The sequence below is a fragment of the Pseudomonas sp. SG-MS2 genome (assembly GCF_009933855.1).
Classification (GTDB): Bacteria; Pseudomonadota; Gammaproteobacteria; order Pseudomonadales; family Pseudomonadaceae; genus Aquipseudomonas; species Aquipseudomonas putida_E.
The window spans coordinates 1-25578 of sequence record NZ_MOMO01000127.1; the positions used below are offsets into that span (position 1 = coordinate 1).

General features: G+C 63.9%; 26 protein-coding genes. 15 read left to right on the forward strand and 11 right to left on the reverse strand.

Translation table 11 applies throughout. The annotated features are described in order from the left end of the window. Together BLX42_RS10900 and BLX42_RS10905 are read left to right on the forward strand one after the other, a co-directional pair. Nucleotides 1-311 (forward strand): winged helix-turn-helix domain-containing protein (locus BLX42_RS10900; protein WP_178110730.1); only part of this gene is annotated, 311 nt, incomplete at its 5' end. Beyond that, on the forward strand, nucleotides 308-1915 hold the full coding sequence (locus BLX42_RS10905) for an ATP-binding protein (protein ID WP_046787471.1): 1608 nt from the start codon (nucleotides 308-310) through the stop codon (nucleotides 1913-1915). The genes BLX42_RS10900 and BLX42_RS10905, both read left to right, overlap by 4 nt. Before the next feature lie 3 nt (nucleotides 1916-1918). On the opposite strand, the gene BLX42_RS10910 is transcribed toward BLX42_RS10905, so the two are convergent. Then, entirely contained in the window at nucleotides 1919-2620 is a 702-nt protein-coding gene (locus BLX42_RS10910; RefSeq protein WP_119688394.1) for a 4'-phosphopantetheinyl transferase, read from the reverse strand. A 64-nt stretch (nucleotides 2621-2684) separates the two neighbouring features. Then, complete coding sequence (locus tag BLX42_RS10915; RefSeq protein WP_161871760.1) at nucleotides 2685-3476, reverse strand: dienelactone hydrolase family protein; 792 nt, start codon at nucleotides 3474-3476, stop codon at nucleotides 2685-2687. Between the two features lie 129 nt (nucleotides 3477-3605). Here BLX42_RS10915 and BLX42_RS10920 point away from each other — a divergent pair, with 129 nt between their 5' ends. The 4 genes from BLX42_RS10920 to BLX42_RS10935 all read left to right on the forward strand — a co-directional run bounded on the left by BLX42_RS10920 (nucleotide 3606) and on the right by BLX42_RS10935 (nucleotide 8027). Then, the gene (locus BLX42_RS10920; protein ID WP_161871761.1) at nucleotides 3606-4211 is read left to right on the forward strand and encodes an outer membrane beta-barrel protein; all 606 of its coding nucleotides are present in this window, start codon (nucleotides 3606-3608) and stop codon (nucleotides 4209-4211) included. A gap of 149 nt (nucleotides 4212-4360) precedes the next feature. Further along, the gene (locus tag BLX42_RS10925) at nucleotides 4361-5038 is read left to right on the forward strand and encodes a response regulator (RefSeq protein ID WP_046787467.1); all 678 of its coding nucleotides are present in this window, start codon (nucleotides 4361-4363) and stop codon (nucleotides 5036-5038) included. Then, nucleotides 5035-6381, forward strand: coding sequence for an ATP-binding protein (locus BLX42_RS10930; protein ID WP_161871762.1), 1347 nt, complete (start codon nucleotides 5035-5037; stop codon nucleotides 6379-6381). The genes BLX42_RS10925 and BLX42_RS10930 overlap by 4 nt, the downstream gene beginning before the upstream one ends. Before the next feature lie 323 nt (nucleotides 6382-6704). Continuing rightward, nucleotides 6705-8027, forward strand: a complete 1323-nt coding sequence (locus BLX42_RS10935; protein WP_046787465.1) for a dicarboxylate/amino acid:cation symporter — start codon at nucleotides 6705-6707, stop codon at nucleotides 8025-8027. Between the two features lie 72 nt (nucleotides 8028-8099). Here the strand turns inward: BLX42_RS10935 and BLX42_RS10940 are convergent, their stop codons facing one another. Continuing rightward, on the reverse strand, nucleotides 8100-8594 hold the full coding sequence (locus BLX42_RS10940) for a SprT family zinc-dependent metalloprotease (RefSeq protein ID WP_012313116.1): 495 nt from the start codon (nucleotides 8592-8594) through the stop codon (nucleotides 8100-8102). 140 nt (nucleotides 8595-8734) lie between these two features. Further along, on the reverse strand, nucleotides 8735-9334 hold the full coding sequence (locus BLX42_RS10945; RefSeq protein ID WP_012313117.1) for a Yip1 family protein: 600 nt from the start codon (nucleotides 9332-9334) through the stop codon (nucleotides 8735-8737). 262 nt (nucleotides 9335-9596) lie between these two features. Here BLX42_RS10945 and ttcA point away from each other — a divergent pair, with 262 nt between their 5' ends. Beyond that, entirely contained in the window at nucleotides 9597-10421 is an 825-nt protein-coding gene (gene ttcA, locus BLX42_RS10950) for a tRNA 2-thiocytidine(32) synthetase TtcA (RefSeq protein ID WP_046787463.1), read from the forward strand. Nucleotides 10422-10425: 4 nt separating this feature from the next. Next, nucleotides 10426-11097, forward strand: coding sequence for a DNA-3-methyladenine glycosylase I (locus BLX42_RS10955; protein WP_046787462.1), 672 nt, complete (start codon nucleotides 10426-10428; stop codon nucleotides 11095-11097). A 32-nt stretch (nucleotides 11098-11129) separates the two neighbouring features. Here BLX42_RS10955 and BLX42_RS10960 read toward each other — a convergent pair whose 3' ends face one another. The 3 genes from BLX42_RS10960 to arsC are packed head-to-tail and all read right to left on the reverse strand — an operon-like array spanning nucleotide 11130 to nucleotide 12491. Next, nucleotides 11130-11543: a DUF2069 domain-containing protein gene (locus BLX42_RS10960; RefSeq protein WP_046787461.1), complete on the reverse strand. Its 414-nt coding sequence runs from the start codon at nucleotides 11541-11543 to the stop codon at nucleotides 11130-11132. Continuing rightward, entirely contained in the window at nucleotides 11536-12141 is a 606-nt protein-coding gene (gene wrbA / locus BLX42_RS10965) for an NAD(P)H:quinone oxidoreductase (RefSeq protein WP_012313121.1), read from the reverse strand. Before wrbA ends, BLX42_RS10960 begins: the two co-directional genes overlap by 8 nt. Further along, nucleotides 12138-12491, reverse strand: a complete 354-nt coding sequence (arsC, locus tag BLX42_RS10970; protein ID WP_161871763.1) for an arsenate reductase (glutaredoxin) — start codon at nucleotides 12489-12491, stop codon at nucleotides 12138-12140. The genes wrbA and arsC overlap by 4 nt, the downstream gene beginning before the upstream one ends. A gap of 85 nt (nucleotides 12492-12576) precedes the next feature. Between arsC and BLX42_RS10975 the strand changes: the two genes are divergently transcribed. Then, entirely contained in the window at nucleotides 12577-13041 is a 465-nt protein-coding gene (locus BLX42_RS10975; RefSeq protein ID WP_046787458.1) for a TlpA disulfide reductase family protein, read from the forward strand. 76 nt (nucleotides 13042-13117) lie between these two features. Here the strand turns inward: BLX42_RS10975 and BLX42_RS10980 are convergent, their stop codons facing one another. The 4 genes from BLX42_RS10980 to BLX42_RS10995 all read right to left on the reverse strand — a co-directional run bounded on the left by BLX42_RS10980 (nucleotide 13118) and on the right by BLX42_RS10995 (nucleotide 17845). Further along, nucleotides 13118-13522 carry an META domain-containing protein gene (locus BLX42_RS10980; protein WP_046787457.1) on the reverse strand — a complete coding sequence of 135 codons (405 nt, stop codon included), beginning with the start codon at nucleotides 13520-13522 and terminating at the stop codon, nucleotides 13118-13120. Beyond that, a complete protein-coding gene (locus BLX42_RS10985; protein ID WP_039602107.1) occupies nucleotides 13519-13956 on the reverse strand; it encodes a hypothetical protein in 438 nt (145 codons plus the stop codon). The genes BLX42_RS10980 and BLX42_RS10985 overlap by 4 nt, the downstream gene beginning before the upstream one ends. Before the next feature lie 31 nt (nucleotides 13957-13987). Then, nucleotides 13988-14977 (reverse strand): 2-hydroxyacid dehydrogenase, encoded by a 990-nt coding sequence (locus BLX42_RS10990; protein WP_046787456.1) that lies wholly within the window; start codon nucleotides 14975-14977, stop codon nucleotides 13988-13990. A 108-nt stretch (nucleotides 14978-15085) separates the two neighbouring features. After that, nucleotides 15086-17845, reverse strand: coding sequence for a response regulator (locus BLX42_RS10995; protein WP_115272983.1), 2760 nt, complete (start codon nucleotides 17843-17845; stop codon nucleotides 15086-15088). A gap of 194 nt (nucleotides 17846-18039) precedes the next feature. Here BLX42_RS10995 and BLX42_RS11000 point away from each other — a divergent pair, with 194 nt between their 5' ends. The 6 genes from BLX42_RS11000 to mazG form a co-directional block, all read left to right on the forward strand. Next, entirely contained in the window at nucleotides 18040-18756 is a 717-nt protein-coding gene (locus BLX42_RS11000; RefSeq protein ID WP_115275445.1) for a response regulator transcription factor, read from the forward strand. A 3-nt stretch (nucleotides 18757-18759) separates the two neighbouring features. Further along, the gene (locus tag BLX42_RS11005) at nucleotides 18760-20151 is read left to right on the forward strand and encodes a cell wall metabolism sensor histidine kinase WalK (RefSeq protein ID WP_161871764.1); all 1392 of its coding nucleotides are present in this window, start codon (nucleotides 18760-18762) and stop codon (nucleotides 20149-20151) included. A gap of 110 nt (nucleotides 20152-20261) precedes the next feature. Further along, a complete protein-coding gene (cysM, locus tag BLX42_RS11010; RefSeq protein WP_039602020.1) occupies nucleotides 20262-21161 on the forward strand; it encodes a cysteine synthase CysM in 900 nt (299 codons plus the stop codon). Continuing rightward, entirely contained in the window at nucleotides 21162-22520 is a 1359-nt protein-coding gene (rlmD, locus tag BLX42_RS11015) for a 23S rRNA (uracil(1939)-C(5))-methyltransferase RlmD (protein WP_046787453.1), read from the forward strand. It begins immediately after the preceding gene. Between the two features lie 95 nt (nucleotides 22521-22615). Continuing rightward, the gene (relA, locus tag BLX42_RS11020) at nucleotides 22616-24856 is read left to right on the forward strand and encodes a GTP diphosphokinase (RefSeq protein WP_046787452.1); all 2241 of its coding nucleotides are present in this window, start codon (nucleotides 22616-22618) and stop codon (nucleotides 24854-24856) included. 61 nt (nucleotides 24857-24917) lie between these two features. Then, on the forward strand, nucleotides 24918-25578 hold a 661-nt coding region (mazG, locus tag BLX42_RS11025; RefSeq protein WP_161871765.1), incomplete at its 3' end, for a nucleoside triphosphate pyrophosphohydrolase.

Below are 25578 nucleotides of genomic sequence, written 5' to 3' on the forward strand. Positions count from 1 at the left end.
CCCAGGAGCTGGCCTTTGGTGCCCTGCGCATCGACAACCGCCTGCGCGAAGCCCGGCTCGGCGAACAGCTGATCGAACTTACCGGTGCCGAGTTCGACCTGCTCTGGCTGCTGGCCAGCAATGCCGGGCGGGTACTGTCGCGTGAGCAGATCTTCACCGCCTTGCGCGGTGTCGGTTACGACGGCCAGGACCGCTCCATCGACGTGCGCATTTCCAAGATCCGCCCCAAGATCGGCGACGACCCGATCCACCCCCGTCTTATCAAGACCCTGCGCAGCAAGGGCTACCTGTTCGTCGGCGATGCACCATGAACAACTCGATCTTCCTGCGCATTTATGGCGGCATGCTCGCGGTGCTGGTGCTGGTGGCCCTGCTTGGTGTGCTCAGCCTGCACCTGGTCAACGAGGTGCGCGCCGCCCAGCACCGCGAGCGCCTGGCCCAGGGCACCTTCAGCCTGATGGCTGACAACCTGGCCCAGCAGAATGAAACCGAACGCAAACGCTCGTTGTTGATGTGGGAGCGCTTGCTGGGCGTGCCGCTGGACTTGCAACCCCTGTCGGCGCGCACCCTTGATGGCGGCCAGCGCGCGCGGCTCAATCGCGCCCTGGTGGTGGTGCAGAAAACCGGCCCGCACGCCGCCCAGGTGCTGCGCAAGGTGGGCCAGGAAGACCTGCTGCTGGTGGCCGAGGTCAAGCAGGTCAGCGAGCAGCTGGCGCGGGCCACGCTCTATCTGCTCGCCGATGAACTGGTGCGCTTCCCGGTCACCGAACAGCAACAGCGCCTGGCGCAGATCAGGCAGAGCAAGGGGTTCGGTTTTGGTATCGCCCTGCAGCGCCTGGAGCGGGTCGGCCTGGACGATGACCAGCGGCGCCGGGTAGAGGAGGGCGACACGGTCATGGCGCTGGGCAAGGATGGCGATTCGATCCGCGTGTTCGCAGGCTTGCCGGGTTCGCCCTGGGTGCTGGAGATTGGCCCGCTGTATCAGCTCAACCCCTATCCGCCGCAATTGCTGGTGTTGATCGCATTCCTCGGCCTGTGCCTGATTGGCCTGGTGGTCTATCTGCTGGTGCGCCAGCTGGAGCGGCGGGTGTCTGGCCTGGAAATGGCCGCCACGCGCATCGCCCAGGGCAGCCTGGAAACCCGTGTGCCCGCCGGCGATGCCGATTCGGTCGGGCGCCTGGCGGCGGCGTTCAACGGCATGGCCGAACACCTGCAGCGTTCGTTGAACATGCAGCGCGAGCTGGTGCGGGCGGTGTCCCATGAGTTGCGCACGCCGGTGGCGCGTTTGCGCTTTGGCCTGGAAATGATTGAAAGCGCGCCGACCGAACAGGCCCGGGCCAAGCACCTGGCGGGCATGGACGGCGATATCCAGGACCTGGACAGGCTGGTCGACGAGATGCTGACCTACGCCCGCCTGGAGCAGGGCGCGCCGGCCCTGAAGTTCCAGCGCGTCGACCTGGATGCCTTGCTCGACCGGGTGATCGACGAGCTGGCCCCGCTCAATGCCGGCGTCAGGCTGGTGCGTGGTGCCTGTCAGCTTCAGGATGGCGAAGACGCCTGGGTCGAGGCCGAGCCGCGCTATCTGCATCGGGCGCTGCAGAACCTGGTCAGCAATGCCCTGCGCCATGCCCGGGCTGAAGTACGGCTGAGCTATCAGTTGGGCCAGCAGCGCTGCCGCATCGAAGTGGAAGATGACGGGCCGGGCATCCCCGAAGGTTACTGGGACCGTATCTTCACGCCCTTCACCCGGCTCGACGACAGCCGTACCCGGGCTTCGGGAGGGCATGGCCTGGGCCTGTCGATCGTGCGGCGCATCATCTACTGGCACGCCGGCCGGGCCACGGTAGGGCGCAGTGAAGCGCTGGGCGGTGCCTGCTTCAGCCTCAACTGGCCACGCGAGCAGGCGCCGCTGTAAGGCTTAGACGCTGACCAGGCTGAGCAGATGGCCGTCCTGCAGGCAGAACTGGCCTTCCAGCTCGACGCCATGGCGCCATTCTGGCGACAGGTCGATGAGCAGGCGCAGGCGTGCCAGGCCTTCAGGTGACCACTGCAGCACCTCGGCGTGCTCGAAGTAGAAGCGCTGGCGGGTCAGTGGGTAGAGGGTCTTGAATAGGCTTTCCTTGAGCGAAAAAGTCAGGGTAACCGCCAGCCCCAGCTGGCTGCGGTCCAGGCGCTCGAGCTCTGCCTGGGTGAGGATTTCGCCCATCAGCCGTTCGGCACGCTCGTCGTCCAGCAATGCTTCCTGGTCCAGCCCCAGGCCGCGGCAGCTGTCTTGCGCGGCAACCACGGCCGCAGCCCAGCCTTTGCCGTGGGTGATCGAACCGTGGATGCCAGCGGGCCAGATCGGTGAGCGGTCCTCATGGGTGCCGGGCACATGGTCGCGGCCATCCAGGCGTTGCAGCGCGGCGCGCGCGCACACCCGGCCGGCCAGATACTCGGCCTGGCGCTTGGCCACCGAGCGTTGCAGGCTGGGGCTGGGTTCGATACCGGCACGCTGGAAGTCGTCGGCGGCTAGGCGGCCGGGGTCGAAGGCGCAGCTGACCAGCACCGCGCCAGGCAACGGGCGGGGCAGGGGCCAGTGGTGCTGGAGCGGGGCGCAGCAGGAAGGCAATCTGTTCATGGCGGTATTGTGCCAGCCGATGTGGCTGTGTGGGAGATGGGCCGCGAAGCGGCCCCGGCAATCTTCATTCGAACGCTTTCTTGAAGAACGCCTGCATGTCCGCCCACGAACGCTCGTCCGCGGCCTTGTTGTAGCCAATATCCGGCCCGCCATGGGCGCCGTGGCTCAAACGGTCGGCATCCGGGTTGGTGAAGCCATGCTTGGCGCCGGCAATGCTGACGAACTGATAATTGACCTTGGCAGCATCCATTTCGGCCTTGAACGCTTCGACCTGCTCATCAGTGACCATGCTGTCCGCCGCACCGTGCTCCACCAGGATATCGGCCCTTACCACACCAGGCTTGGCCGGCGTCTGGGTGGCCAGCGCGCCATGGAAGCTCACCACACCGTCCAGCTTCTCGCCGCGCCGTGCCGCGTCCAGTACCACCTTGCCGCCGAAGCAGTAACCTACGGCGCCCAGTTTGTGCTTGTTGACGTTCGGCTGCTTTTTCAGCAGTTCAAGGCCCGCGTCGAAGCGCGCGGCCGCCGCTGCTGGGTCCTTCAGCGCTTGGGCCATGAATGCCTGGGCATCCTGGGGGTGCTCGGTGTGCTTGCCGTCGCCGTACATGTCGATGGCCAGCGCTTTGTAGCCCAGTGCCGCCAGGTCACGGGCACGGCGCTTGGCGTAGTCGTTCAGCCCCCACCATTCATGCACCACGACGATGCCCGGGCGTTTGCCCTGCAGCGCATCGTCATAGGCGTAGTAGCCGACCAGGCGGTTGCCATCGTCGTCCTGGTAGGGGATCTCGCGGGTCACTACTGCCGCCTGGGCAAGAGCGGCGCTGCACATCAGGGTCAAAGCCAGCAGGGCACGCATGTTCACTACTCCTTGTTTTGCAAACGTATCGTTCAGCCCAGGTTCAGCCAGGGTTCAGCCGCGGTTCAGGGCGTTCTGCTTACTCTAGCTTCCACACCGAAACAGCGCATTCAACTGGAGTACAACGCCATGAAAACCTTCAATACCCTGCTGGCCGCCATGGCCGTCTGTGCCGCCGGCATCACCACCGCCCAGGCCGCCGACGACAACTTCGCCAGCCTCACCTATGGCCAGACCAGCGACAAGGTCCGCAAGTCCGGGCTGCTGCAACGCAACACCGACCACCTGAACGCCGACGGCATCATCGGCAAGGATGACACCTGGGGCGTGCGCCTGGGCAAGATCAACGACCAAGGTCGCTACTACATGACCTACGACAATGTCTCGGGCAACCACAGCGGCCTGAAGCTGCGCCAGGAGAACCTGCTGGGCAGCTACGACCTGTTCCTGCCGGTAGGCGATACCACCAAACTGTTCGGTGGTGGCAGCCTGGGCATGACCAAGTTGACCCAGGACTCGCCAGGGGCCAGCCGTGATACCGACTATGGCTACGCGGTCGGCCTGCAGGCCGGCGTCATCCAGGAGATCACCGACCGGGCTTCGGTTGAGCTGGGTTACCGTTATCTGCGCACCAACGCAGCGACCGAGGTGGGAGCGAGCGGCGGGCCGAAAGAGGGTACCCTGCGCCTGACCAGCAGTGCTCAGACTTACCTGTCGGCGAACTACAAGTTCTGATCCGCGAGTCGAGTTATCCTTTACTGGCCTCGTCGCCGGCAAGCCGGCTCCCCCGGGTTCTCCACTGCTTTCAGGCGTGTGGAGCTTCCTGTAGGAGCGGGCTTGCCGGCGATGAGGCCGGCCCAGGCAATAATTGAAAGGAGCGTCACATGAAACTGCTGGTGGTAGAGGACGAAGCCCTGTTAAGGCACCACCTCTATACACGCCTGGGCGAAAGCGGCCATGTGGTCCAGGCTGTGGCTGACGCCGAAGAAGCGTTGTACCAGGCCGAACAATTCCACTTCGACCTGGCCGTGATCGACCTCGGCCTGCCCGGCATGAGCGGCCTGGAGCTGATCGGCCGCCTGCGTACCCAGGCCAAGACCTTTCCCATCCTGATTCTCACCGCCCGCGGCAACTGGCAGGACAAGGTCGAAGGCCTGGCCGCCGGTGCCGACGATTACCTGGTCAAGCCCTTCCAGTTCGAAGAGCTTGAGGCACGCCTCAATGCCCTGCTGCGCCGCTCCAGCGGCTTCACCCAGTCGACCATCGCCGCAGGCCCTTTGGTGCTGGACCTCAACCGCAAGCAGGCGACCCTCGATGAGCAGCCGCTGGCGCTGACCGCCTACGAGTACCGCATCCTTGAGTATCTGATGCGTCATCACCAGCAGGTGGTGGCCAAGGAGCGCCTGATGGAACAGCTGTATCCAGGCGATGAGGAGCGTGACCCCAACGTCATCGAGGTGCTGGTCGGCCGTCTGCGTCGCAAGCTCGAAGGTGAGCGCGGGTTCAAGCCGATCGACACTGTGCGTGGGCTCGGCTACCTGTTCACCGAGCGCTGCCGATGATTCGTTCGCTGCGGGTGCGCTTGATGCTCGCGGCAGCGGTGCTGGCAGTGCTGTTCATGCTGGCGCTGCTGCCCGCCCTGCAGAAGGCCTTCAGCCTGGCCTTGCAGGAATCGATCGAGCAGCGCCTGGCCTCGGACGTGACCTCGCTGATTTCTTCGGCGCGCATCGAGCATGGCCAGTTGCAGATGCCCGCACTGCTGCCGGACGAGCGTTACAACCTGCCTTATACCGGTTTGCTCGGTTACATCTTCGACCGCGAAGGTAAGCTGGTCTGGCGCTCCCGGGCCACCGCCGACCAGCACATCAACTACCAGCCGCGCTACGATGGGCGCGGCAATGAATTCGCCCGCATGCACCAGGACGACGGCGAGGAATTCTTCGTCTATGACGTCGAAATCAAGCTGTTGGGTGGCCAGAGCGCCGCCTACAGCATCGTTGCCCTGCAGCCGGTGCGCGAGTACCAGCAAACCCTCGATGGCCTGCGTGAAAAGCTCTACTTAGGTTTTGGTGCGGCCCTGCTGGCGTTGCTGGCATTGCTCTGGGCCGGCCTGACCTGGGGCCTGCGTTCGTTGCGCCGGCTGAGCCGCGAGCTGGACGAGGTGGAGGCCGGTGCGCGCGATGGGTTGAGTGCCGAGCACCCGCGTGAGCTGTTACGCCTGACCGGCTCGCTCAACCGCCTGCTGCGCAGCGAGCGGGAACAGCGCCAGCGTTACCGTGACTCGCTGGGTGACCTGGCACACAGCCTCAAGACGCCGTTGGCGGTGCTGCAAGGCGTGGGGGAGAGCATGCAGCAGCGCGTCACCGAGCGCGAGCAGGCGCGGGTACTGCAGAGCCAGATCGAGCGCATGAGCCAGCAGATCGACTACCAGTTGCAGCGCGCCAGCCTGCGCAAGAGCGGCCTGGTGCGCCACCGCGTACAGTTGCTTGCGGTGCTGGACAGCCTGTGCAGCACCCTGGCCAAGGTGTACCGCGACAAGCGCGTCGAAGTGCTGCTTGAGGTGCCGGCGCAGGCACAAGTGCCGATGGAGCAGAGCGCGCTGCTCGAGTTGCTGGGCAACCTCCTGGAAAACGCCTTCCGGCTGAGCCTGGGGCTGGTGCGGGTGAGCTTGCAGGAAGCGCCCGGGCGGCAGACGTTGTGCATCGAAGATGACGGGCCGGGTGTGCCGGCGGATCAGCGTGAGCGGATTCTCGAACGGGGCGAGCGCCTGGACCGGCAGCATCCGGGGCAGGGGATTGGCCTTGCGGTGGTCAAAGATATCGTCGACAGCTATGACGCTGAACTGAGCCTGGGTGATTCGCCGCTGGGCGGGGCGGCATTCCGGATCACCTTTTACCTTGATTGATGTTCAGGCAGCCCCTGCCTCATCGCTCGCAACAAGCAGGGCGGATTCCCGCCAAGGTGCCTGTACAAATCCCGCCATCGGGCGGAAATCCGCCATCCTTTCTCAGGCAATTCGCCCTGTCGTTGGGCATTTTCCTCCAGCAAATACGGCCTTTGCACCCTTCATGGGCGTTTTGGCATCGCCCTTGCTATCTGACTTGGCAGAGGCCTGCCCAGGCAGCTCGAACACAACGACAAATCCCTCCGGGTGCAGGAGGGTTAGCGATTCAGGTGCCCCGACATCCTGGGAAGGGTGAAGGCGGCACACTTGAGGAAAAATTAGCCATGACGACACGTCAGCCGCTGTACAAGTCCCTGTATGTCCAGGTGATCGTTGCCATCACCATCGGCATCCTGCTCGGCCACTTCTATCCAGAAACCGGCGTCGCCCTCAAACCCTTGGGTGATGGTTTCGTCAAACTGATCAAGATGGTCATCGCGCCCATCATCTTCTGTACCGTGGTCAGCGGCATTGCCGGCATGCAGAGCATGAAGTCGGTCGGCAAGACCGGCGGCTACGCGCTTCTGTACTTCGAAATCGTTTCCACCATCGCCCTGATCATCGGCCTTGTCGTCGTCAACGTGGTCAAACCGGGCGCTGGCATGCACATCGACGTCAGCACCCTGAACGCCAGCAGCGTGGCCGCTTACGCCGCCGCCGGTGCGCAGCAGACCACCATCGGCTTCCTGCTCAACATCATCCCCAATACCGTGGTAGGTGCCTTCGCCAATGGCGACATCCTGCAGGTACTGATGTTCTCGGTGGTCTTCGGCTTCGCCCTGCATCGCCTGGGCAGCTACGGCAAGCCATTGCTGGACCTGATCGATCGCTTTGCCCATGTCATGTTCAACATCATCAACATGATCATGAAGCTGGCCCCCGTCGGTGCCTTCGGTGCGATGGCCTTCACCATCGGCCAGTACGGCGTTGGCTCGCTGGTACAGCTGGGCTACCTGATGGCCTGCTTCTATATCACCTGCCTGCTGTTCGTGCTGGTGGTGCTGGGCGGTATCTGCCGCGCCCACGGCTTCAGCGTGCTCAAGCTGATCCGCTACATCCGTGAAGAGCTGCTGATCGTACTGGGTACCTCGTCCTCGGAATCTGCGCTGCCACGCATGCTGGCCAAGATGGAGCGCCTGGGTGCCAAGAAGTCGGTGGTTGGCCTGGTGATCCCGACCGGTTACTCGTTCAACCTGGACGGTACCTCGATCTACCTGACCATGGCCGCGGTGTTCATCGCCCAGGCCACCGACACCACCATGGACATCACCCACCAGATCACCCTGCTGCTGGTGTTGTTGGTGGCTTCCAAAGGTGCTGCCGGCGTTACCGGTTCGGGCTTCATCGTCCTCGCCGCCACCCTGTCGGCTGTCGGCCACCTGCCGGTTGCCGGCCTGGCGCTGATCCTGGGTATCGACCGCTTCATGTCCGAAGCCCGCGCCCTGACCAACCTGGTGGGCAACGCCGTTGCTACCGTGGTGGTGGCCAAGTGGGTCAAGGAGATGGACAACGACAAGCTGGCGTCGGAGCTGGCCTCCGGTGGTGCGCCGCTGGCTGACACCCGCCCGACCGACGACCTGGGCGTGGCTGAAGGCGTGGCTCGTTGAGCCTGCTGCAGTAAAGCGAAAGGCGACCTTCGGGTCGCTTTTTTTGTGCCTGGTCTATCCGTGCGCTGGCTGTCATTCGACCCGAGTCTCACCGCTGTACACCAGCGTCTCCCTGCACCGCTTGCACAGATACCGCCGCCCCTGCCTCACCAGCTTGTGCCGCTGCGCGGTAAACGCAAACTCACCCTGTGGGCATGGGCAGCGATAGATGTACCGGGTCGCGACCCGCCGCTGCACTTCATAGTTGTGGCAGCGATTGGGCGGCAGTTCATACACCCCGCGCATGATCAACTGCCACTCTTCGCCATGGGCCTGGATGCGGTCCCCGAACAGTTGGTGAGCCACCAGGTGCGCCACTTCATGGGCCACGGTCTGGCGCAGGAAGTCTTCCTGGTTTTCGCGGTACAGCTGCAGGTTGAAGCGCAGCAGGTTCTCGTGCAGGTGGGCGACGCCAGCCTTCTGCCCGCGCAGCTTGAAGCTGACTTCCGGGCGCGGGAAGGGGCGCTTGAAAAAGGTTTCGGCTTGCTGGTAACAGGTTTCGACGCGTTGTTTGAGCAGCTCGGGCATGGCGGGGTAATTCTCCTGACCGGGCATTATGCCGCAAGCACCGGCAGGCTGCCGAGCCCACCGGTCAGCACACAGCCAAAAGCCGCCTTGCGGCGGCCTCCGGTTTGATGCCCCAGTGTTGGATCTAGGTGTTTTCCAAGCTAGTTGGTATAGACGGGCCCCACGCCCAGTCCCCAGATGATCACGGTCGCAGCCATGATCGCTACCAGTACCACCAGGCCCACTGCCAGCACCGAGCTGGAGAACAGGAAGCCTTCATCGGTCGGTATGTTCATGAATGTCGGCAAACCGACGTACAGCAGGTAAACGGTGTAGCAAATGGCCGCAGTCCCCACCAGCATGCCCAGCCACAGGTGCGGGTAAAGCGCTGCCAGGCCGCCGAGGAACAGCGGGGTGGCGGTGTAGGTGGCAAAGGCGATGCATTGCGCCATGGACGGGTTGGCGTCGTAGGTGCGTGCCATCCAGTGAATGAAAGCGCCCATTACCGCGACCCCGGCGAGCATCGCCAGGTAGGACATGATGCTCATCCATAGTGCGCTTTCCATCGTCAACATTACCGCTGGCCGGTCGCCGATCACCCAGCCGACCTGGGTAGTGCCAATGAACGCCGAAACGGCGGGTATCGCCGCCAGGATCAACGTGTGCGTCAGGTACATGTGGCTGATGCTTTCGTCTTCCCCGCGTATCTCCCGCCATTCCTGGTCAGGGTGGGTAAACAGCCCCACAACGTGATGAATCATGCCGGTCACTCCTCTCGTTGTTGCCAATCGCCCCCCAGATGGAGCGCAAGCGGCCCGAGGCCAGGGCACCGATGCAAGCGGTAATGTGGCCTTATGTCGCAGTATAGGAAGCCGTTACCTGCACAAACTGTGCTTTTTAGAGCAAATTGCGCTGTAAGGCGGGCTGCTGATTCCCTTGAAGTCTTTATCGGAATCCCTACAGGTGCGCGTGGTTTGTGCGTAAAATAGCCGGCTTTTGTCACACCTCGCGGATCCAAGCGCTATGGGCACCCTCTCGGTCAACCAGAACAAACTGCAAAAACGCCTGCGTCGTCTCGCCGGCGAAGCCATCACCGACTACAACATGATCGAGGATGGCGACAAGGTCATGGTCTGCCTGTCCGGCGGCAAGGACAGCTACACCATGCTCGACGTTCTGTTGCACCTGCAGAAGGTGGCACCGATCAAGTTCGAGATCGTCGCGGTGAACATGGACCAGAAGCAGCCGGGCTTCCCCGAGCATGTGCTGCCGGCCTACCTGAAAGAACTGGGCGTCGAGTACCACATCGTCGAGAAGGACACCTACTCGGTGGTCAAGGAGCTGGTGCCCGAGGGCAAGACCACCTGCTCGCTGTGCTCGCGCCTGCGCCGAGGCACCCTGTACACCTTCGCTGACGAAATCGGCGCGACCAAGATGGCCCTTGGGCACCATCGCGACGATATCGTCGAGACCTTCTTCCTCAACATGTTCTTCAACGGCTCGCTCAAGGGCATGCCGCCCAAGCTGCGCGCCGACGACGGCCGTAACGTGGTGATCCGCCCGCTGGCGTACTGCAACGAGAAGGACATCCAGGCCTACTCGGACATGAAGGAATTCCCGATCATCCCGTGCAACCTGTGCGGTTCGCAGGAGAACCTGCAGCGCCAGGTGGTCAAGGACATGCTGGTGGAGTGGGAGCGCAAGCACCCAGGCCGTACCGAGAGCATCTTCCGCGCCCTGCAGAACGTTGCCCCGTCGCAGTTGGCCGACCGCAACCTGTTCGACTTCACCAGCCTCAAGATCGACGAAAGCGCCACCCCGCGTTTCCTCGATGTACTGAACATCTGAGCCCATGCGCGATTACCAGTGGTTGCATGAGTACTGCCTGAACCGCTTCGGCTCGGCCCAGGCCCTGGAGGCCTTCCTGCCGCAGCCGCGCACGCCGGCGCAGCTGCGCGACATCAGCAACGACCGCTACCTGTCGACCTTGGCCTTGCGCGTGTTCCGCGCCGGGCTCAAGCACAGCCTGGTAGATGCCAAATGGCCGGCGTTCGAGCAGGTGTTCTTCGGCTTCGACCCGGAGAAGGTCGTACTGATGGGCGCAGAGCACCTGGAGCGGTTGATGCAGGACGAGCGCATCATCCGCCACCTGGGCAAGCTCAAGAGCGTGCCGCGCAATGCGCAGATGATCCTGGATGTGGCGAAGGAGAAGGGCAGCTTTGGTGCGTTCATCGCCGATTGGCCGGTGACCGATATCGTCGGGTTGTGGAAATACCTGGCCAAGCATGGCAACCAGCTGGGCGGGCTGTCAGCGCCGCGCTTTTTGCGCATGGTCGGCAAGGACACGTTCATCCCCACCGATGACATGGCCGCTGCGCTGATTGCCCAGAAGGTGATCGACAAGCAGCCGACCAGCCAGCGCGACCTGGCGCTGGTACAGCAGGCGTTCAACCAGTGGCATGCCGAGAGCGGGCGGCCGCTGTGCCAGTTGTCGGTAATGCTGGCGCATACCGTCAACCATTGAAAAGCCCGGGGCTGCGATAGCAGCCCCGGGAATCAAAGCCCTTCGCCCGCCATGCGCCGTTCATGCTGGAACTTCCAGCGCACGAACAGCAGCCCGCTGACGAACAGCCCAAGGCTCAGCAGTACTTCAACCCAGCCGAACACTGCCCGCGCCGGGTCGAACGCTGCCAGCACCCCTTTGATGAAATAGATATTCACCACAAAGCAGGTCCAGGCATGCGCCCGGGCGCTGCCCAGCAACATGCCTGGCAGCAGCAACAGCAGTGGCACAAGCTCGATCGCCAGGATCACTTCGACCCGCGCCCCGTGCAGGTTGGCGAACCACAGGTTGTTCACCACCAGCAATGCGATCAGGCCAAAAAAGAACGCCAGGCTCAGGGCACGAGTGAGGCGCAGGCGCGGTGCCAGCCACTCCAGTTGTGGCAACACCTTCGGCTTCTTAGCCACGCGAGGCCTCCAGGGCCTTGGCCGTGGTTGCCAGGCGTTGGCCCAGGGCGCGGCACAGGGTGATCTCGTGTTGATCCAGCTCGCGCTTGCCGTCTGCGCCGGCATGGTGGCTGGCGCCGTAAGGCGTGCCGCCGCCGCGGGTTTCGAGCAGCGCCGATTCGCTGTAGGGCAGGCCCATCACCAGCATGCCGTGGTGCATCAGTGGCAGCATCATCGACAGCAGGGTGGTTTCCTGGCCACCGTGCAGGCTGGCGGTGGAGGTGAACACGCCAGCCGGCTTGCCAACCAGTTCACCACCCAGCCACAGGCTGCTGGTGCCATCGAGGAAGTACTTGAGCGGTGCCGCCATGTTGCCGAAGCGGGTCGGGCTGCCCAGCACCAGGCCTGCGCAGTGGCGCAAGTCGTCCAGGGTGGCGTACAGCGCGCCGCTGGCCGGAATGTCCGGCGCCACGGCTTCGCACTCGGTGGAAATCGCCGGCACCGTGCGTAGGCGCGCTTCCATGCCGGCCAGCTCGATACCGCGGGCGATATGCCGGGCCATTTCGCTGGTCGAGCCATGGCGGCTGTAATACAGCACCAGGATATAGGGCGCGCTCACGGCAGGATCTCCAGCACTTTCTCCGGCGGCCGGCCAATCACCGCCTTGTCACCGGCAACCAGGATCGGGCGCTCGATGAGCTTAGGGTGCTGCGCCATGGCGTCGATCAGTTGTGCATCGCTCAAGGCCGGGTTGGCCAGCTCGAGTGCCTTGTACTCGTCTTCACCAGTGCGCAGCAGTTGGCGCGGGCCGATGCCCAGCTTGCCAAGCAGAGCCTTGAGGGTGGCAGCGTCGGGCGGGGTGTCGAGGTAGCGCACGATGGTCGGTGCCAGGCCGCGCTGTTCGAGCAGTTCCAGTGCGCCGCGGGATTTCGAGCAGCGCGGGTTATGATAGAGCGTCAAGTCAGTCATGTCGGGTCGCATCCAGCTGGGTGTGGCGGCTATTCTAACCGCAGGAACTGACCCATTCGCTTGAAACTTCGAGAAGGATTGACCCATGGCAAGGCGTTTGGCAGCAGCATTGGCCATTACTGCAGGCCTTTTGCTAGGTGGCTGCGGTGCCGACTACGGCGTGGACCAGCACGGCAACACGGTGAAGGCCGAGCAGATCGACGGGCACTGGCTGGTGCTCAACTATTGGGCTGAATGGTGCGGCCCTTGCCGTACCGAGGTGCCTGAACTGAACACTGCGGCCAAGCAGTGGGCGGCCGATGGCATCAAGGTGGTGGGGGTGAACTTCGATGGCCTGCAGGGGCAGGAGCTGAAGCAGGCGGCCGATACCTTGGGCATCGGCTTTACCGTGCTGGCGCAAGATCCGGCCGAGCGCTATGACCTGCCACGCAGCGAAGCGTTGCCGGTGACCTACATCATCGATGACAAGGGCAAGGTGCGCGAGCAGCTGCTGGGTGAGCAGACCCTGGAAGGGCTGCAAGCCAAGATCAAGGCGCTCAAGGGGGCTTGAAAGCTGCAAGCTGCAAGCTACAAGAAAAAGCTGGCCGTGCACCGATCCGCCTTTTCTTGCAGCTTGCGGCTTGAAGCTAGCCCTCCTCAGGCCAGAACCGCAGCGGCTTGCCCTCGGCCGGCCAGAAGCGCATCTGCTCGATGGGCGATACATCCCAGCGCTGCACCGTCTCCAGCGCCTGCAAGAAGCGCTTTTCCTGCTCCATCAACGCCGGCGCGCACAGCTTGCGGGTTTTGCCGACCTTACCGAAGCTCAGGTGCTCACCGTCCAGCGTGTACGGTGCAAACCAATGGTTGCAGCCCGCATTGCCATAGGCCCGGCCGTCGCTGGCCAGCGTCAGTGTCAGGTGGCTGTAGTCGATCAGCGGCCGCTCGCCGATCCACTCCAGCACATAGCTGCGTTCCAGTTGCAGCTTCGAGGGTTCGGCGGCGCAGCCGAGCAGGCCGGTGGCAATCAGGGCGCCGGTTAGCAGATTCTTCACTCGGCGCTCTCCTGGCAACGCGGGCACACGTGCTTGTCGCCACGGCTGGCCCAGCCCAGCTCGGCGATGCGCGCAGTAGCCGCCGGCTGGCGGGCTTTCTTGCCAAGCTTTGCGTCCACGGCGAACTCGAAGTCCAGCACGGCATCGCAGCTGTCGCATTCAGCCTGCCAGTTAAGGATTTCCAGCTCGTTGAACAGCGGGCCGCTGGCCACGGCCACCCACTGGCCACGCGGGTTGATCAGGTGGCGCACGCTCTCGACGGTCAGGCGCATGGACAAGTCCTTGCTGCCCTTGAGGGTGACCAGCAGGGTGTCGCCCTTGTGCATCGAGCCACCGTTGCCGGTCACCTGGTAGCGGCCCGGTACCAGGGCGCGGCACTCGATCAAGGTGTGTTGCGGGTTGAAAAGGGTGTAGCGGAAATCGTGCTCGACCATGGGTCCTCCAGAAATGCCGCGTATCCTAGCATCAACCTGTGACCAGATTCTGCGCATTACCCGCCGCCCAGCGGTTGATGTTGTCCAGCGTGGTCGCGGCAATGGCGTCCAGCGCTTCGCGGGTCAGGAACGCCTGGTGCGCAGTGACGATCACGTTGGGAAACGTCAGCAGCCGCGCCAGCACATCATCCTGCAACGGCAGGTCGGAACGGTCCTCGAAGAACAGCTGGGCTTCTTCTTCATACACATCCAGCCCCAGGTACCCGAGCTGGCCGCTTTTCAAGGCGTCGATCAGTGCCGGAGTGTCGACCAGCGCACCACGACCGGTGTTGATCAGCATGGCGCCGGGCTGCAACTGGGCCAGGCTTTGCGGGTTGATCAAGTGCCGGGTGTGCTCGGTGAGCGGGCAATGCAGGCTGATGATCCGCGCCTCACGCAGCAGTTCGGGCAGCTCCACATAACGCGCACCCAGCGCCAGCAGCTCAGGGTTGGGGTAGGGGTCGTAAGCCAGCAACTGGCAACCGAAGCCTGCCATGATCCGGGCGAAGGCGGCGCCGATCTGGCCGGTACCGACCACGCCGACGGTCTTGCCGTGCAGGTCGAAGCCGGTCAGGCCATGCAGGGTGAAGTCACCTTCGCGGGTACGGTTGTAGGCCCGGTGCAGGCGCCGGTTGAGCGCCAGGATCAGCGCCACGGCATGTTCGGCCACGGCATGTGGTGAATACGCGGGCACGCGCACCACTGCCAGGCCCAGGGCTTGGGCGGCGGCCAGGTCCACATGGTTGTAGCCGGCCGAACGCAGGGCGATCAGGCGCGTCCCGCCAGCGGCCAGGCGTTGCAGTACCTGCGCGTCGAGCTCATCGTTGATGAACGCGCAGACCACCTCGAAACCCTGAGCCAGGGCTGCGGTGTCGAGGGTCAGGCGGGCGGGCTGGAAATGCAGCTCCAGAGCGCTATCGCAAGTGGCCCGCGTGAAGCTTTCCTGGTCATAGTGCTGGCTGCTGAACAACAGGGCGCGCATGGTCGGGCTTCCTTTATCGTGGTAGGGGGATTGTAGCCACCCAGGCGTGCAGGGAAGTTGATCTACACCGGCCTCATCGAGGGCTTGCCGGCGATGAGGCCCTGAAGGTCAGGCGTTCTGGCGTGCCTGCTCCGCCAGCCGGACAATTGCGCCATCCAGCTCGTCGAGCGCCTGCTGGGCTTGCGGATGCTCCTGTTTAAGCAAGGTCTCGCTGCGCTGGCAGGCTGCACGCAACTGCGGCACGCCGCAATAGCGCGAGGCACCGTTGAGCCGATGCACCTGCTCGATCAGTGCGCCGTGATCGTCGCCCTCCCGTGCAGCACGAATGGCTTCACGGTCCGATGCCAGCGATGCCAGCAGCATGGTCAGCATGTCTGCCGCCAGATCCGGCTTGCCTGCCGCCAGGCGCAAGCCTTCCTCAGGGTCGAGCACCGGTAGATCCTGGCCCTCGGCCTGCTGTTCGTCCAGGCGCTCCAGTGGCCCGACACCCAGGCTCAGGCCGGTCCATTTCATCACCACCTGGGCCAGCTGGCGCTCGCTGATCGGTTTGGTCAGGTAGTCGTCCATGCCGCTGTGCAGCAGTGCACGTTTCTCGTTGGCCATGGCGTGAGCGGTAAGGGCGACGATCGGCAGCGGGCTGCCGCTCTGGGTGTTTTCCCACAAGCGGATCTGCTCGGTGCAGGCACGGCCATCCATGCCTGGCATCTGCACGTCCATCAGCACCAGGTCGAAGTGTTCGCTCTGCACCGCCTGCACCGCAGCATGGCCGTTGTCGAGCGCCAGCACATCGGCGCCGAGATCTTCCAGCAGGGTCTGTACCAGCAGCAGGTTGGCCGCATTGTCGTCGACGCAGAGGATTTTCGGCTGGCGCTGGCCGCGCGTTGGCGGGGCCGGTTCGCCCCGCGTGCGGCGCGGTTGCAGCAGCTCCAGCAGCAGGCGGCGCAGCTTGCGCGTGCAGGTCGGTTTGGACAGCAGTTGGCCGTGGCCGTTAGGCAGGTGAGGGTGGTACAGCGCTTGCTCGGTAGTCGGGCAAAGTACCACGCAATGGCAGTGGTAGCGCTCCAGTTGCTGGTGGTACTGGCCCAGCTGTTCGGGCGTGAGATTGCCCAGGTTGGCACCCAGCACCGCGAAATCGAAGGGCATCCCAGCCTGCAAGCCAGCCTGTACACCCTGCAGCAGTTGCTCATAGGACGCGAACAGGCTGACGCTCAGGCCGCAATCCTGCAACTGGTGCTCCAGGGCCTGGCGTGCCAGGTCATGCCCGTCGACGATCGCCGCGCGCCGCCCCAGCAGCGGCTGCGACGACTGCGCCTCGCTGTCGTCGTGGGCCTTGGGCAGGCTCAGGCTGATCCAGAACTGCGAACCCTCGCCCGGTGTGCTGTCGACCCCGATCTCGCCGCCCATCTGCTCGATCAGGCGCTTGGAGATCACCAGCCCCAGGCCGGTGCCGCCCGGCTGGCGGGCCAGCGAATTGTCGGCCTGGCTGAACGCCTGGAACAACGTGCGCACATCCTGAGGCGACAGGCCAATACCGGTGTCCTGCACGCTGATGCGCAGCTGCGCGCTGTCTTGCTGCTCGTCCTCGAGCATCGCCCGCACGACGATGGTGCCCTCGCGGGTGAACTTGATGGCATTGCTCACCAGGTTGGTGAGGATCTGCTTGAGCCGCAGCGGGTCGCCTACCAGCGATGACGGGGTGTCGCGGTAGATCAGGCTGAGCAGTTCCAGCTGCTTGGCGTGGGCGGCGGGCGCCAGGATGGTGAGGGTGTCCTGGACCAGGTCGCGCAGGTTGAACGGAATGCTGTCGAGCACCAGCTTGCCGGCCTCGATCTTGGAAAAGTCGAGGATCTCGTTGATGATCCCCAACAGGTTGTCGGCCGATTTTTCGATGGTGCCCAGGTAGTCCAGCTGGCGCGGGGTCAGCTCGCTTTTCTGCAGCAGGTGGGTGAAGCCGAGGATACCGTTGAGCGGGGTGCGGATCTCGTGGCTCATGTTGGCCAGGAATTCAGACTTGATGCGGCTCGCCTCCAGGGCCTCCTTGCGCGCCATGTCCAGCTCGATGTTCTGGATCTCGATGGTTTCCAGGTTCTGGCGGACATCCTCGGTGGCCTGATCGATACTGTGCTGCAGCTCTTCATGGGCACTGTGCAGGGTTTCTGCCATGCGGTTGATGCCCCGGGCCAGTTCGTCCAGCTCGTGGCTGCCCATGGCGGGCAGACGTTCTTCGAGGTGGCCGTCCTTGAGCTGGTTGACTGCATGCTTGATGCGCGCGATCGGGTCATTGATGGTGCGGCTCATGCGCATCGCCAACAGGCCGCTGAGCACCAGGCAAGCGAGTATCAGCAGCATGCTGGTGAACAGGTTGCGGTAGCCGCGCAGCAGCATGCCGTCGTGCGACAGCTCGATCTCGACCCAACCCAGCAGGCGCTCGGCTTCGGCCGGGACGGCCTCGGTGGCCAGGTCGCGGTGGTGGCCGAACACCGGCATCAGGTAGCGTGTGGCATCGTTGCCGCTGCGCTCCAACAGTTGAGTGCCCGTGCCGCCGCTGGGTGGCCGGTTGATCATGGTGGGGCCGGCGTGGGCCAGGCGGGAGCGGTCCGGGGCGAGGAAGGCCACTGCACGGACGTCGGCTTGCTCAAGGGTTTGCGCGGCAATCCGCTCCAGCTGCGCAGGCGTCTGCCGGGCCATGGCGGGCGCGGCCAGGGGGGCCAGTTGTTCGGCAATCATCTTGCCGCGTTGCAGCAGTTGAGTGCGCAACTGGTCTTGCTGCAGCCACGTGAAATAGCTGCCCAGCACCAGAGCCATCAAGCTGGCAGGCAGCACGGCCAGCAGCAGTACCCGGCTTCTGATTCCCAAACGATCGAGCACACTCGCCTCCTGTGATGTGCCTGGACGCCGTTACCGGGGTAACGGACCAAAGCGGAAAGTTACTCCGCCTGCCTGCCTAATGCACCCTTTATATGGCTGTTTTCACCCAGCCGGCGGGCGTTGATCGCAGGACGGTTGCCTATGGCGTACGCATGCTCAATAATCGCGCAATTGAGAATATGTGGCAGTTGCCAATGAATCCCGTAACTATTAATGCTTCCAGCATCCTCGCCATCGAGGATGATCCGGTGTTGGGTGCCTATCTGCACGAAGAACTGCAGCGAGGCGGCTTTGAGGTGACCTGGTGCCGCAACGGCCTGGAAGGTTTGGAAACCGCTGGTCGCCAAGCCTTCGACGTGGTCCTGATGGATATCCTGCTGCCTGGGCTCAACGGCCTGGACGCCCTGGCCCAGTTGCGTCGACGCAGCGCCACGCCGGTTATCCTGATGTCGGCGTTGGGTGCTGAGGCCGACCGTATCAATGGCTTCCAGCGCGGTGCCGACGACTACCTGCCCAAGCCTTTCAGCATGGTCGAGCTGCAGGTGCGCATCGAGGCCATCCTGCGCCGCGTTGCCCTCGAGCGTCGTCACCAGCCGCCATCGGGTGTTGCCTGTGGCGAGCTGTGGTTCGACGAGACCCTTTGCGATGTCAGCTTCGGCGGCCGCCAGGCAGGCCTTACCCCTAGCGAGTATCGCCTGTTCGAAATCCTCAACCGCAACGTCGACGAGGTGCTAAGCAAGCCTTTTCTCTACCAGCAGGTGCTGCAACGGGGTTATTCGCGGCATGACCGCAGCCTGGACATGCATGTCAGCCAGATCCGCCGCAAGCTCAAGGGCATCGGCTACCAGGACCGGCAGATCCGCACCGTGTGGGGCAAGGGCTACGTGCTCAGTGCCGGCGAAGCGGAGTAGGCCATGCTGGACCGCCACTCGCTGTTCTGGAAGCTGGCCATCCTGCTGGTGGGCTTCTGCCTGCTGATGATCGGCCTGAGTTACACCTGGGGCCGCCATATGGAAACTCAGAATGCCTTTCTCGATGAGCCTGCCCGGCAAGTGCTGCGCAGCTATGCCGGCGAGGCCGAGCAGGCGTGGCGCAGCGGTGGCCGCAGCGGGCTGGACCACTGGGTTGCGGCCATGCACCAGCGTGAACGTGGCTGGATAGGCGTGCTCGACATCAATCTGCAACCGCTCGCCAGCGCCACGCTCGGCCCCGATGTCATGCACCGGCTCACACGCCTGCGTGGTGTCGACTGGCCCATGAGCCGGCGCAGTACCGACCAGCCCTGGCTGCGCATACCGTTCCCGGGGGCGCCGGAGCAGGGCATGCTGGTGATGGAGTTGCCCGAGCGTTTCAACCCTGGCCAGTACCGGGTGCTGTGGCGGGTGTTGACCAACGGTGTCATTCCAGGGTTGTTCACCTTGCTGCTGTGCGTCGGCCTGTACCGCATGCTGATCGTGCCGCTCAACCAGTTGCGCGAGCAGGCCAATGCCTGGCGTGCCGACCAGCTGTCGGCACGGCTGGATTCGCGCACCATCGCCCGGCATGACGAACTGGGCGAGCTGGCCCGTGCCTTCGACCAGATGGCCGAACGGCTGCAGGGCACGGTGGCGATGCAACAGCAGTTGCTGCGTGATCTGTCCCATGAAATGCGCACACCGTTGAGCCGCTTGCGCGTGGCCTGCGACGGTGAAACCGACCTGCAGCGCCTGCGCGAGCGGCTGGGGCGCGAGGTGGATTGCATGCAGCAGTTGGTCGAGGACACCTTGCAGCTTGCCTGGCAGGATGCCGAGCGTGCGCCGATGAACCTTGAGCCGATCCAGGTGCAGGCCCTGTGGGACCTGCTGGCAGAGGATGCCAGTTACGAAAGCGGCTGGTCGCCCGAGCGTTTGCGCTGCGAGCTGCCAGTCGACTGCTGGGTGCAGGGCAATCTGAATTATCTGGCCCAGGCCCTGGAAAACATGCTGCGCAACGCCATCCGCCACTCCCCGGAAAACGGCCTGGTGTACTTGGCCGGGCAGCGTGAAGGTGGCTATTGGCACCTGTGGCTGGAAGATCAAGGCGGTGGCGTGGCTAACGAGGATCTGGAGCGAATCTTTGCCCCCTTCACCCGGCTCGATGGCTCGCGCCCCGGTGACGGCGGTTTCGGCCTGGGCCTGAGCATCGCCCGCAGTGCGATTCAGCGCCAGGGCGGAACCTTGTGGGCAGAAAACGGCAAACGCGGCTTGAAGCTCTGCATGCGTTTGCCGCTACACCTGCCCGCCCCCTCGCGGGAACCCTCGCAGCCACAGGCGCTAGCTACAGCTTGAAGCTTGCCGCTTATAGCTTGTAGCTATACCCACCACAGATTGCGTGATATGGCCGCGAACGGTTTGCCGGTATGATAGGCGCCCCTGCCGTCCGGATTGTGAAATACACCATGACCTTGCAGTACCCAACCATCGCCGATTGCGTCGGCAATACGCCCCTGGTTCGCCTGCAGCGCATCGCTGGAGAAACCAGCAATACCCTCCTGCTCAAGCTCGAAGGTAACAATCCGGCAGGCTCCGTGAAGGACCGCCCGGCCCTGTCGATGATCGCCCGCGCCGAACTGCGCGGTCAGATCAAGCCCGGCGACACCCTGATCGAAGCCACCTCCGGCAATACCGGCATTGCCCTGGCCATGGCGGCAGCGATCAAGGGCTACAAGATGATCCTGATCATGCCCGACAACTCCACCGCAGAGCGCAAGGCAGCGATGACTGCCTACGGTGCCGAGTTGATCCTTGTGACCAAGGAAGAGGGGATGGAAGGCGCCCGCGACCTGGCCGAGAAGCTGCAGGCCGAAGGCCGCGGCCTGGTTCTGGACCAGTTCGCCAACGGCGACAACCCGATTGCCCACTACAACAGCACCGGCCCGGAAATCTGGCAGCAGACCCAGGGCACCATCACCCATTTCGTCAGTTCCATGGGCACCACCGGCACCATCATGGGCTGCTCGCAGTACCTCAAGGAGCAGAACCCGGCGGTGCAGATCGTTGGCCTGCAACCGATGGAAGGCTCGGCCATTCCGGGCATCCGCCGCTGGCCCGAGCAGTACCTGCCGAAAATCTTCGATGCCACCCGCGTTGACCGCGTCATGGACATGTCCCAGCACGAAGCTGAGGACACCATGCGCCGCCTTGCCCGTGAAGAGGGCATTTTCTGCGGCGTGTCTTCCGGTGGTGCAGTGGCAGCCATGCTGCGCCTGTCCCGTGAAGTGGAAAACGCGGTAATGGTCGCGATCATTTGCGACCGTGGCGACCGTTACCTGTCCACCGGCCTGTTCGACCCGAGCTAAATGTCCAGAAAGAAAACCAACAGCGGCCTGCGCTTTCAGCCGGCCGGCGGTAACCGCACGCCCCAGGTCCCTGTGGGCAAAAAGCAGCGCCTGGAGATCGAGCGCCTGGCCGGTGACGGCCGTGGCATCGCTTTTTACGACGGGCGTACCTGGTTCGTCAGCGGCGCCCTGGCCGGTGAAGCGGTCGAGGCACGCGTGCTCAATGCCCGTGGCAAGGTAGTCGAGGCGCGCCTGGAGCGTGTGCTGCAGGCCAGCCCCGAGCGCCGCCAGGCGCCGTGCCGCCATTACGAGCGGTGTGGCGGCTGCAACTTGCAGCACCTGCCGCATGAGGCGCAACTGGCGCTCAAGCAGCGTACCTTGGCCGAGCAGCTGCAACGGGTTGCCGGTGTGCAACCGCAAGAATGGGCGGCGCCATTGAGCGGGCCGGAATTCGGCTATCGGCGGCGGGCGCGCGTGGCGGTGCGCTGGGATGTCAAAGCGCGTCAGCTGGAGGTAGGGTTCCGTGCCGAGGCCAGCCAGGACATCGTCGCCATCGACGACTGCGCTGTGCTGGTACAGCCTTTGCAGTCGATTCTGCGGCATCTGCCGACCGTGCTGCGTTCTCTGGGCAAGCCCCAGGCCATCGGCCACGTCGAGCTGTTCAGCGGCACGGCCGAAGCGCTGCTGGTACGCCACGTGGCGCCGCTGCCGGCCGATGACCTGGCGCGTCTGCAGGCATTCTGCAGCGAGGCCAAGGCGCAGCTGTGGCTGCAGGGTGAAGGTGAACCGGTGCCGGTGGATGCTGGCGCGAAGCTGGGCTTCACCTTGCAGCCTTGGCAGTTGGAGCTGGCCTGGCGCCCGGGTGATTTCGTTCAGGTCAACGCCCAGGTCAATACCGCAATGATCGAGCAGGCTCTGGCCTGGCTCGCTCCGCAGGCCGACGAGCGAGTGCTCGACCTGTTCTGTGGCCTGGGCAATTTCGCCCTGCCGCTGGCCCGCCAGGCGCGGGAAGTGGTGGCGGTCGAGGGTGTGCAGGCCATGGTCGATCGGGCTGCGGCCAATGCCCGAGACAACAATGTGCATAACGCACGGTTTTTTCAGGCCGATTTATCCCAGCCTTTGGCAGGCGCCGGATGGGCCGCCGAGGGCTTTTCTGCGGTACTCTTGGATCCACCGCGCGACGGTGCTTTCGAGGTGGTGCAAGGCATCGCACGCCTCAAGGCCAAGCGACTGGTTTATGTATCATGCAACCCGGCCACGCTGGCGCGAGACGCCCAGGTGCTGGTCGGCCAAGGGTACCGGTTAAAAAGGGCCGGGATTCTCGACATGTTTCCTCAGACGGCGCATGTCGAGGCCATGGCGTTATTCGAAGCGGGCTAGCAGGCTGGCCCCTTGGTGCGGTTCCCATGGACTGGGAGCCGTACGGTGATAGCCAGCGCTCCGAGTGGTGCGCTGTATGGAAAGGTAAAACAAAGATGGTACAGGTGAGAGTGCACCAGCCGGTCAATACGGACGGCAGTATCAATCTCGAAGCATGGCTGGATCATGTGGTGAGCGTCGATTCGGCACTGGATCGCGCGGCACTCGAAGAGGCCTGCGAGTTCACCCAGGAAATCGAGAAAAAGGGCAACCCGGCCAAGCATTCCTGGGCCGATGGTACCTCCAGTTTCCAGGCCGGCCTGGAAATCGCCGAAATCCTTGCCGACCTCAAGCTCGACCAGGATTCGCTGGTGGCGGCGGTGATCTACCGCTCCGTGCGCGAAGGCAAGGTGACCCTGGCCGAGGTCGGGCAGCGTTTTGGCCCGGTAGTGTCCAAGCTGATCGACGGCGTGCTGCGCATGGCTGCCATCAGTGCCAGCCTCAGCCCGCGCCAGTCGCTGGTGCTGGGCTCGCAGGCGCAGGTCGAGAACCTGCGCAAGATGCTGGTGGCGATGGTCGACGATGTGCGCGTGGCGCTGATCAAGCTCGCCGAGCGTACCTGCGCGATCCGTGCGGTGAAGTCCGCCGATGACGAGAAGCGTCTGCGTGTGGCGCGTGAGGTGTTCGACATCTATGCGCCGCTGGCCCATCGTCTGGGCATCGGCCACATCAAGTGGGAGCTGGAAGACCTGTCCTTCCGCTACCTGGAACCCGATCAGTACAAGCAGATCGCCAAGCTTTTGCACGAGCGCCGTCTGGACCGTGAGCGCTTCATCAGTGATGTGATGAACCAGTTGCAAAACGAGCTGCTGGCCACCGGGGTCAACGCCGACATCAGTGGGCGGGCGAAACACATCTATTCGATCTGGCGCAAGATGCAGCGCAAAGGCCTGGAATTCAGCCAGATCTACGACGTACGTGCGGTGCGCGTGCTGGTACCGGAAGTACGCGACTGCTATACCGCGCTGGGTATCGTCCACACCTTGTGGCGGCACATTCCCAAAGAGTTCGACGACTACATCGCCAACCCCAAGGAGAACGGCTACCGCTCGCTTCACACCGCCGTGATCGGCCCCGAGGGCAAGGTACTGGAAGTGCAGATCCGTACCCACGGCATGCACGAAGAGGCCGAACTTGGCGTCTGCGCCCACTGGCGCTACAAGGGCACCGACGTCAAGCCCAGCTCCAACCACTACGAAGAAAAGATCTCCTGGCTGCGTCAGGTGCTCGAATGGCATGAGGAACTGGGCGACATCGGTGGCCTGGCCGAGCAGTTGCGGGTCGATATCGAGCCGGACCGGGTCTATGTATTCACCCCCGACGGCCATGCCATCGACCTGCCCAAGGGCGCCACGCCGCTGGACTTCGCTTACCGCGTGCACACCGAGATTGGCCACAACTGCCGTGGCGCCAAGATCAACGGGCGCATCGTGCCGCTCAACTACAGCCTGCAGACCGGCGAGCAGGTGGAGATCATCACCAGCAAGCACGGCAACCCGAGCCGTGACTGGCTGAACTCCAACCTGGGGTACGTCACCACTTCGCGGGCCCGGGCCAAGATCGTCCACTGGTTCAAGCTGCAGGCCCGCGATCAGAACGTCGCCGCCGGCAAGACGTTGCTCGAGCGCGAGCTCAGCCGCCTGGGCCTGCCGCAGGTAGACTTCGAACGCCTGGCCGAGAAGACCAACGTCAAGACCGCCGAGGACATGTTCGCCTCGCTCGGTGCCGGTGACCTGCGCCTGGCGCATTTGGTCAACGCTGCCCAGCAGTTGCTCGAACCCGAGCGTATCGAGCAGATCGAGCTGGTACCGCGCAAGCCTACCGGCCCGCGCACTGGCAAGCGTGGCGACATTCAGATCCAGGGCGTCGGCAACCTGCTCACGCAGATGGCCGGTTGCTGCCAGCCGCTGCCGGGCGATGCCATCGTCGGCTACATCACCCAGGGCCGCGGCGTGAGCATTCACCGCCAGGACTGTGCCTCGGTGCTGCAGTTGGCAGGGCGTGAGCCGGAGCGCATGATCCAGGTCAGTTGGGGGCCGATACCGGTGCAGACCTACCCGGTCGATATCGTTATCCGTGCCTACGACCGCCCAGGTTTGCTGCGTGACGTGTCGCAGGTGCTACTCAACGAGAAGATCAACGTGCTGGCGGTCAACACCCGCTCGAACAAGGAAGACAACACCGCGCTGATGTCGCTGACCATCGAGATTCCGGGCCTGGATGCGCTGGGGCGTCTGCTGGGCAGGATTTCGCAGTTGCCGAACATCATCGAGACGCGGCGTAATCGTACCCCTTGAAACTGCGGTGGCTTCTCGTGGGCTCGCCCGCGACGAAGTCACCGCCGAAGGACCTGCTTACATGACCTATTCCCTCGAAGACCTGCTGCACCTCATGGCCCGGCTGCGCGACCCGCAGTACGGTTGCCCGTGGGACCTCAAGCAGAACTACGCCAGCATCGTGGCGCACACCATCGAAGAGGCCTATGAGGTTGCCGACACCATCGAGCGCGGGGATTTCGAGCACCTGCAGGGCGAACTCGGTGATCTGCTGTTCCAGGTGGTCTACTACAGCCAGCTGGCCCGGGAGGAGGGGCGTTTCGAGTTCGACGGTGTGGTCGATGCCATTACCCGCAAGCTGATCCGCCGTCACCCCCATGTATTTCCCACCGGTGAGTTGTACGCACCGCTGGACACGCCCAGCCTGAGCGAGGCCCAGGTCAAGTCACGCTGGGAAGAAATCAAGGCCCAGGAGCGCGCCGAGAAAAGCGAGCCCGAACAGCTGTCGCTGCTCGATGATGTGCCGGCTGCACTGCCTGCCCTGTCGCGGGCGGCCAAACTGCAAAAGCGTGCCGCCACCGTCGGTTTCGACTGGCCAGACGCCTTGCCGGTGCTGGACAAGGTCCGCGAGGAGCTCGACGAAGTGCTGCAGGCCATGGCCGACGGTGATGCCGAGGCCCTCGAGGATGAAGTCGGCGACCTGCTGTTCGCCGCCGTCAACCTGGCCCGCCATCTCAAGCAAG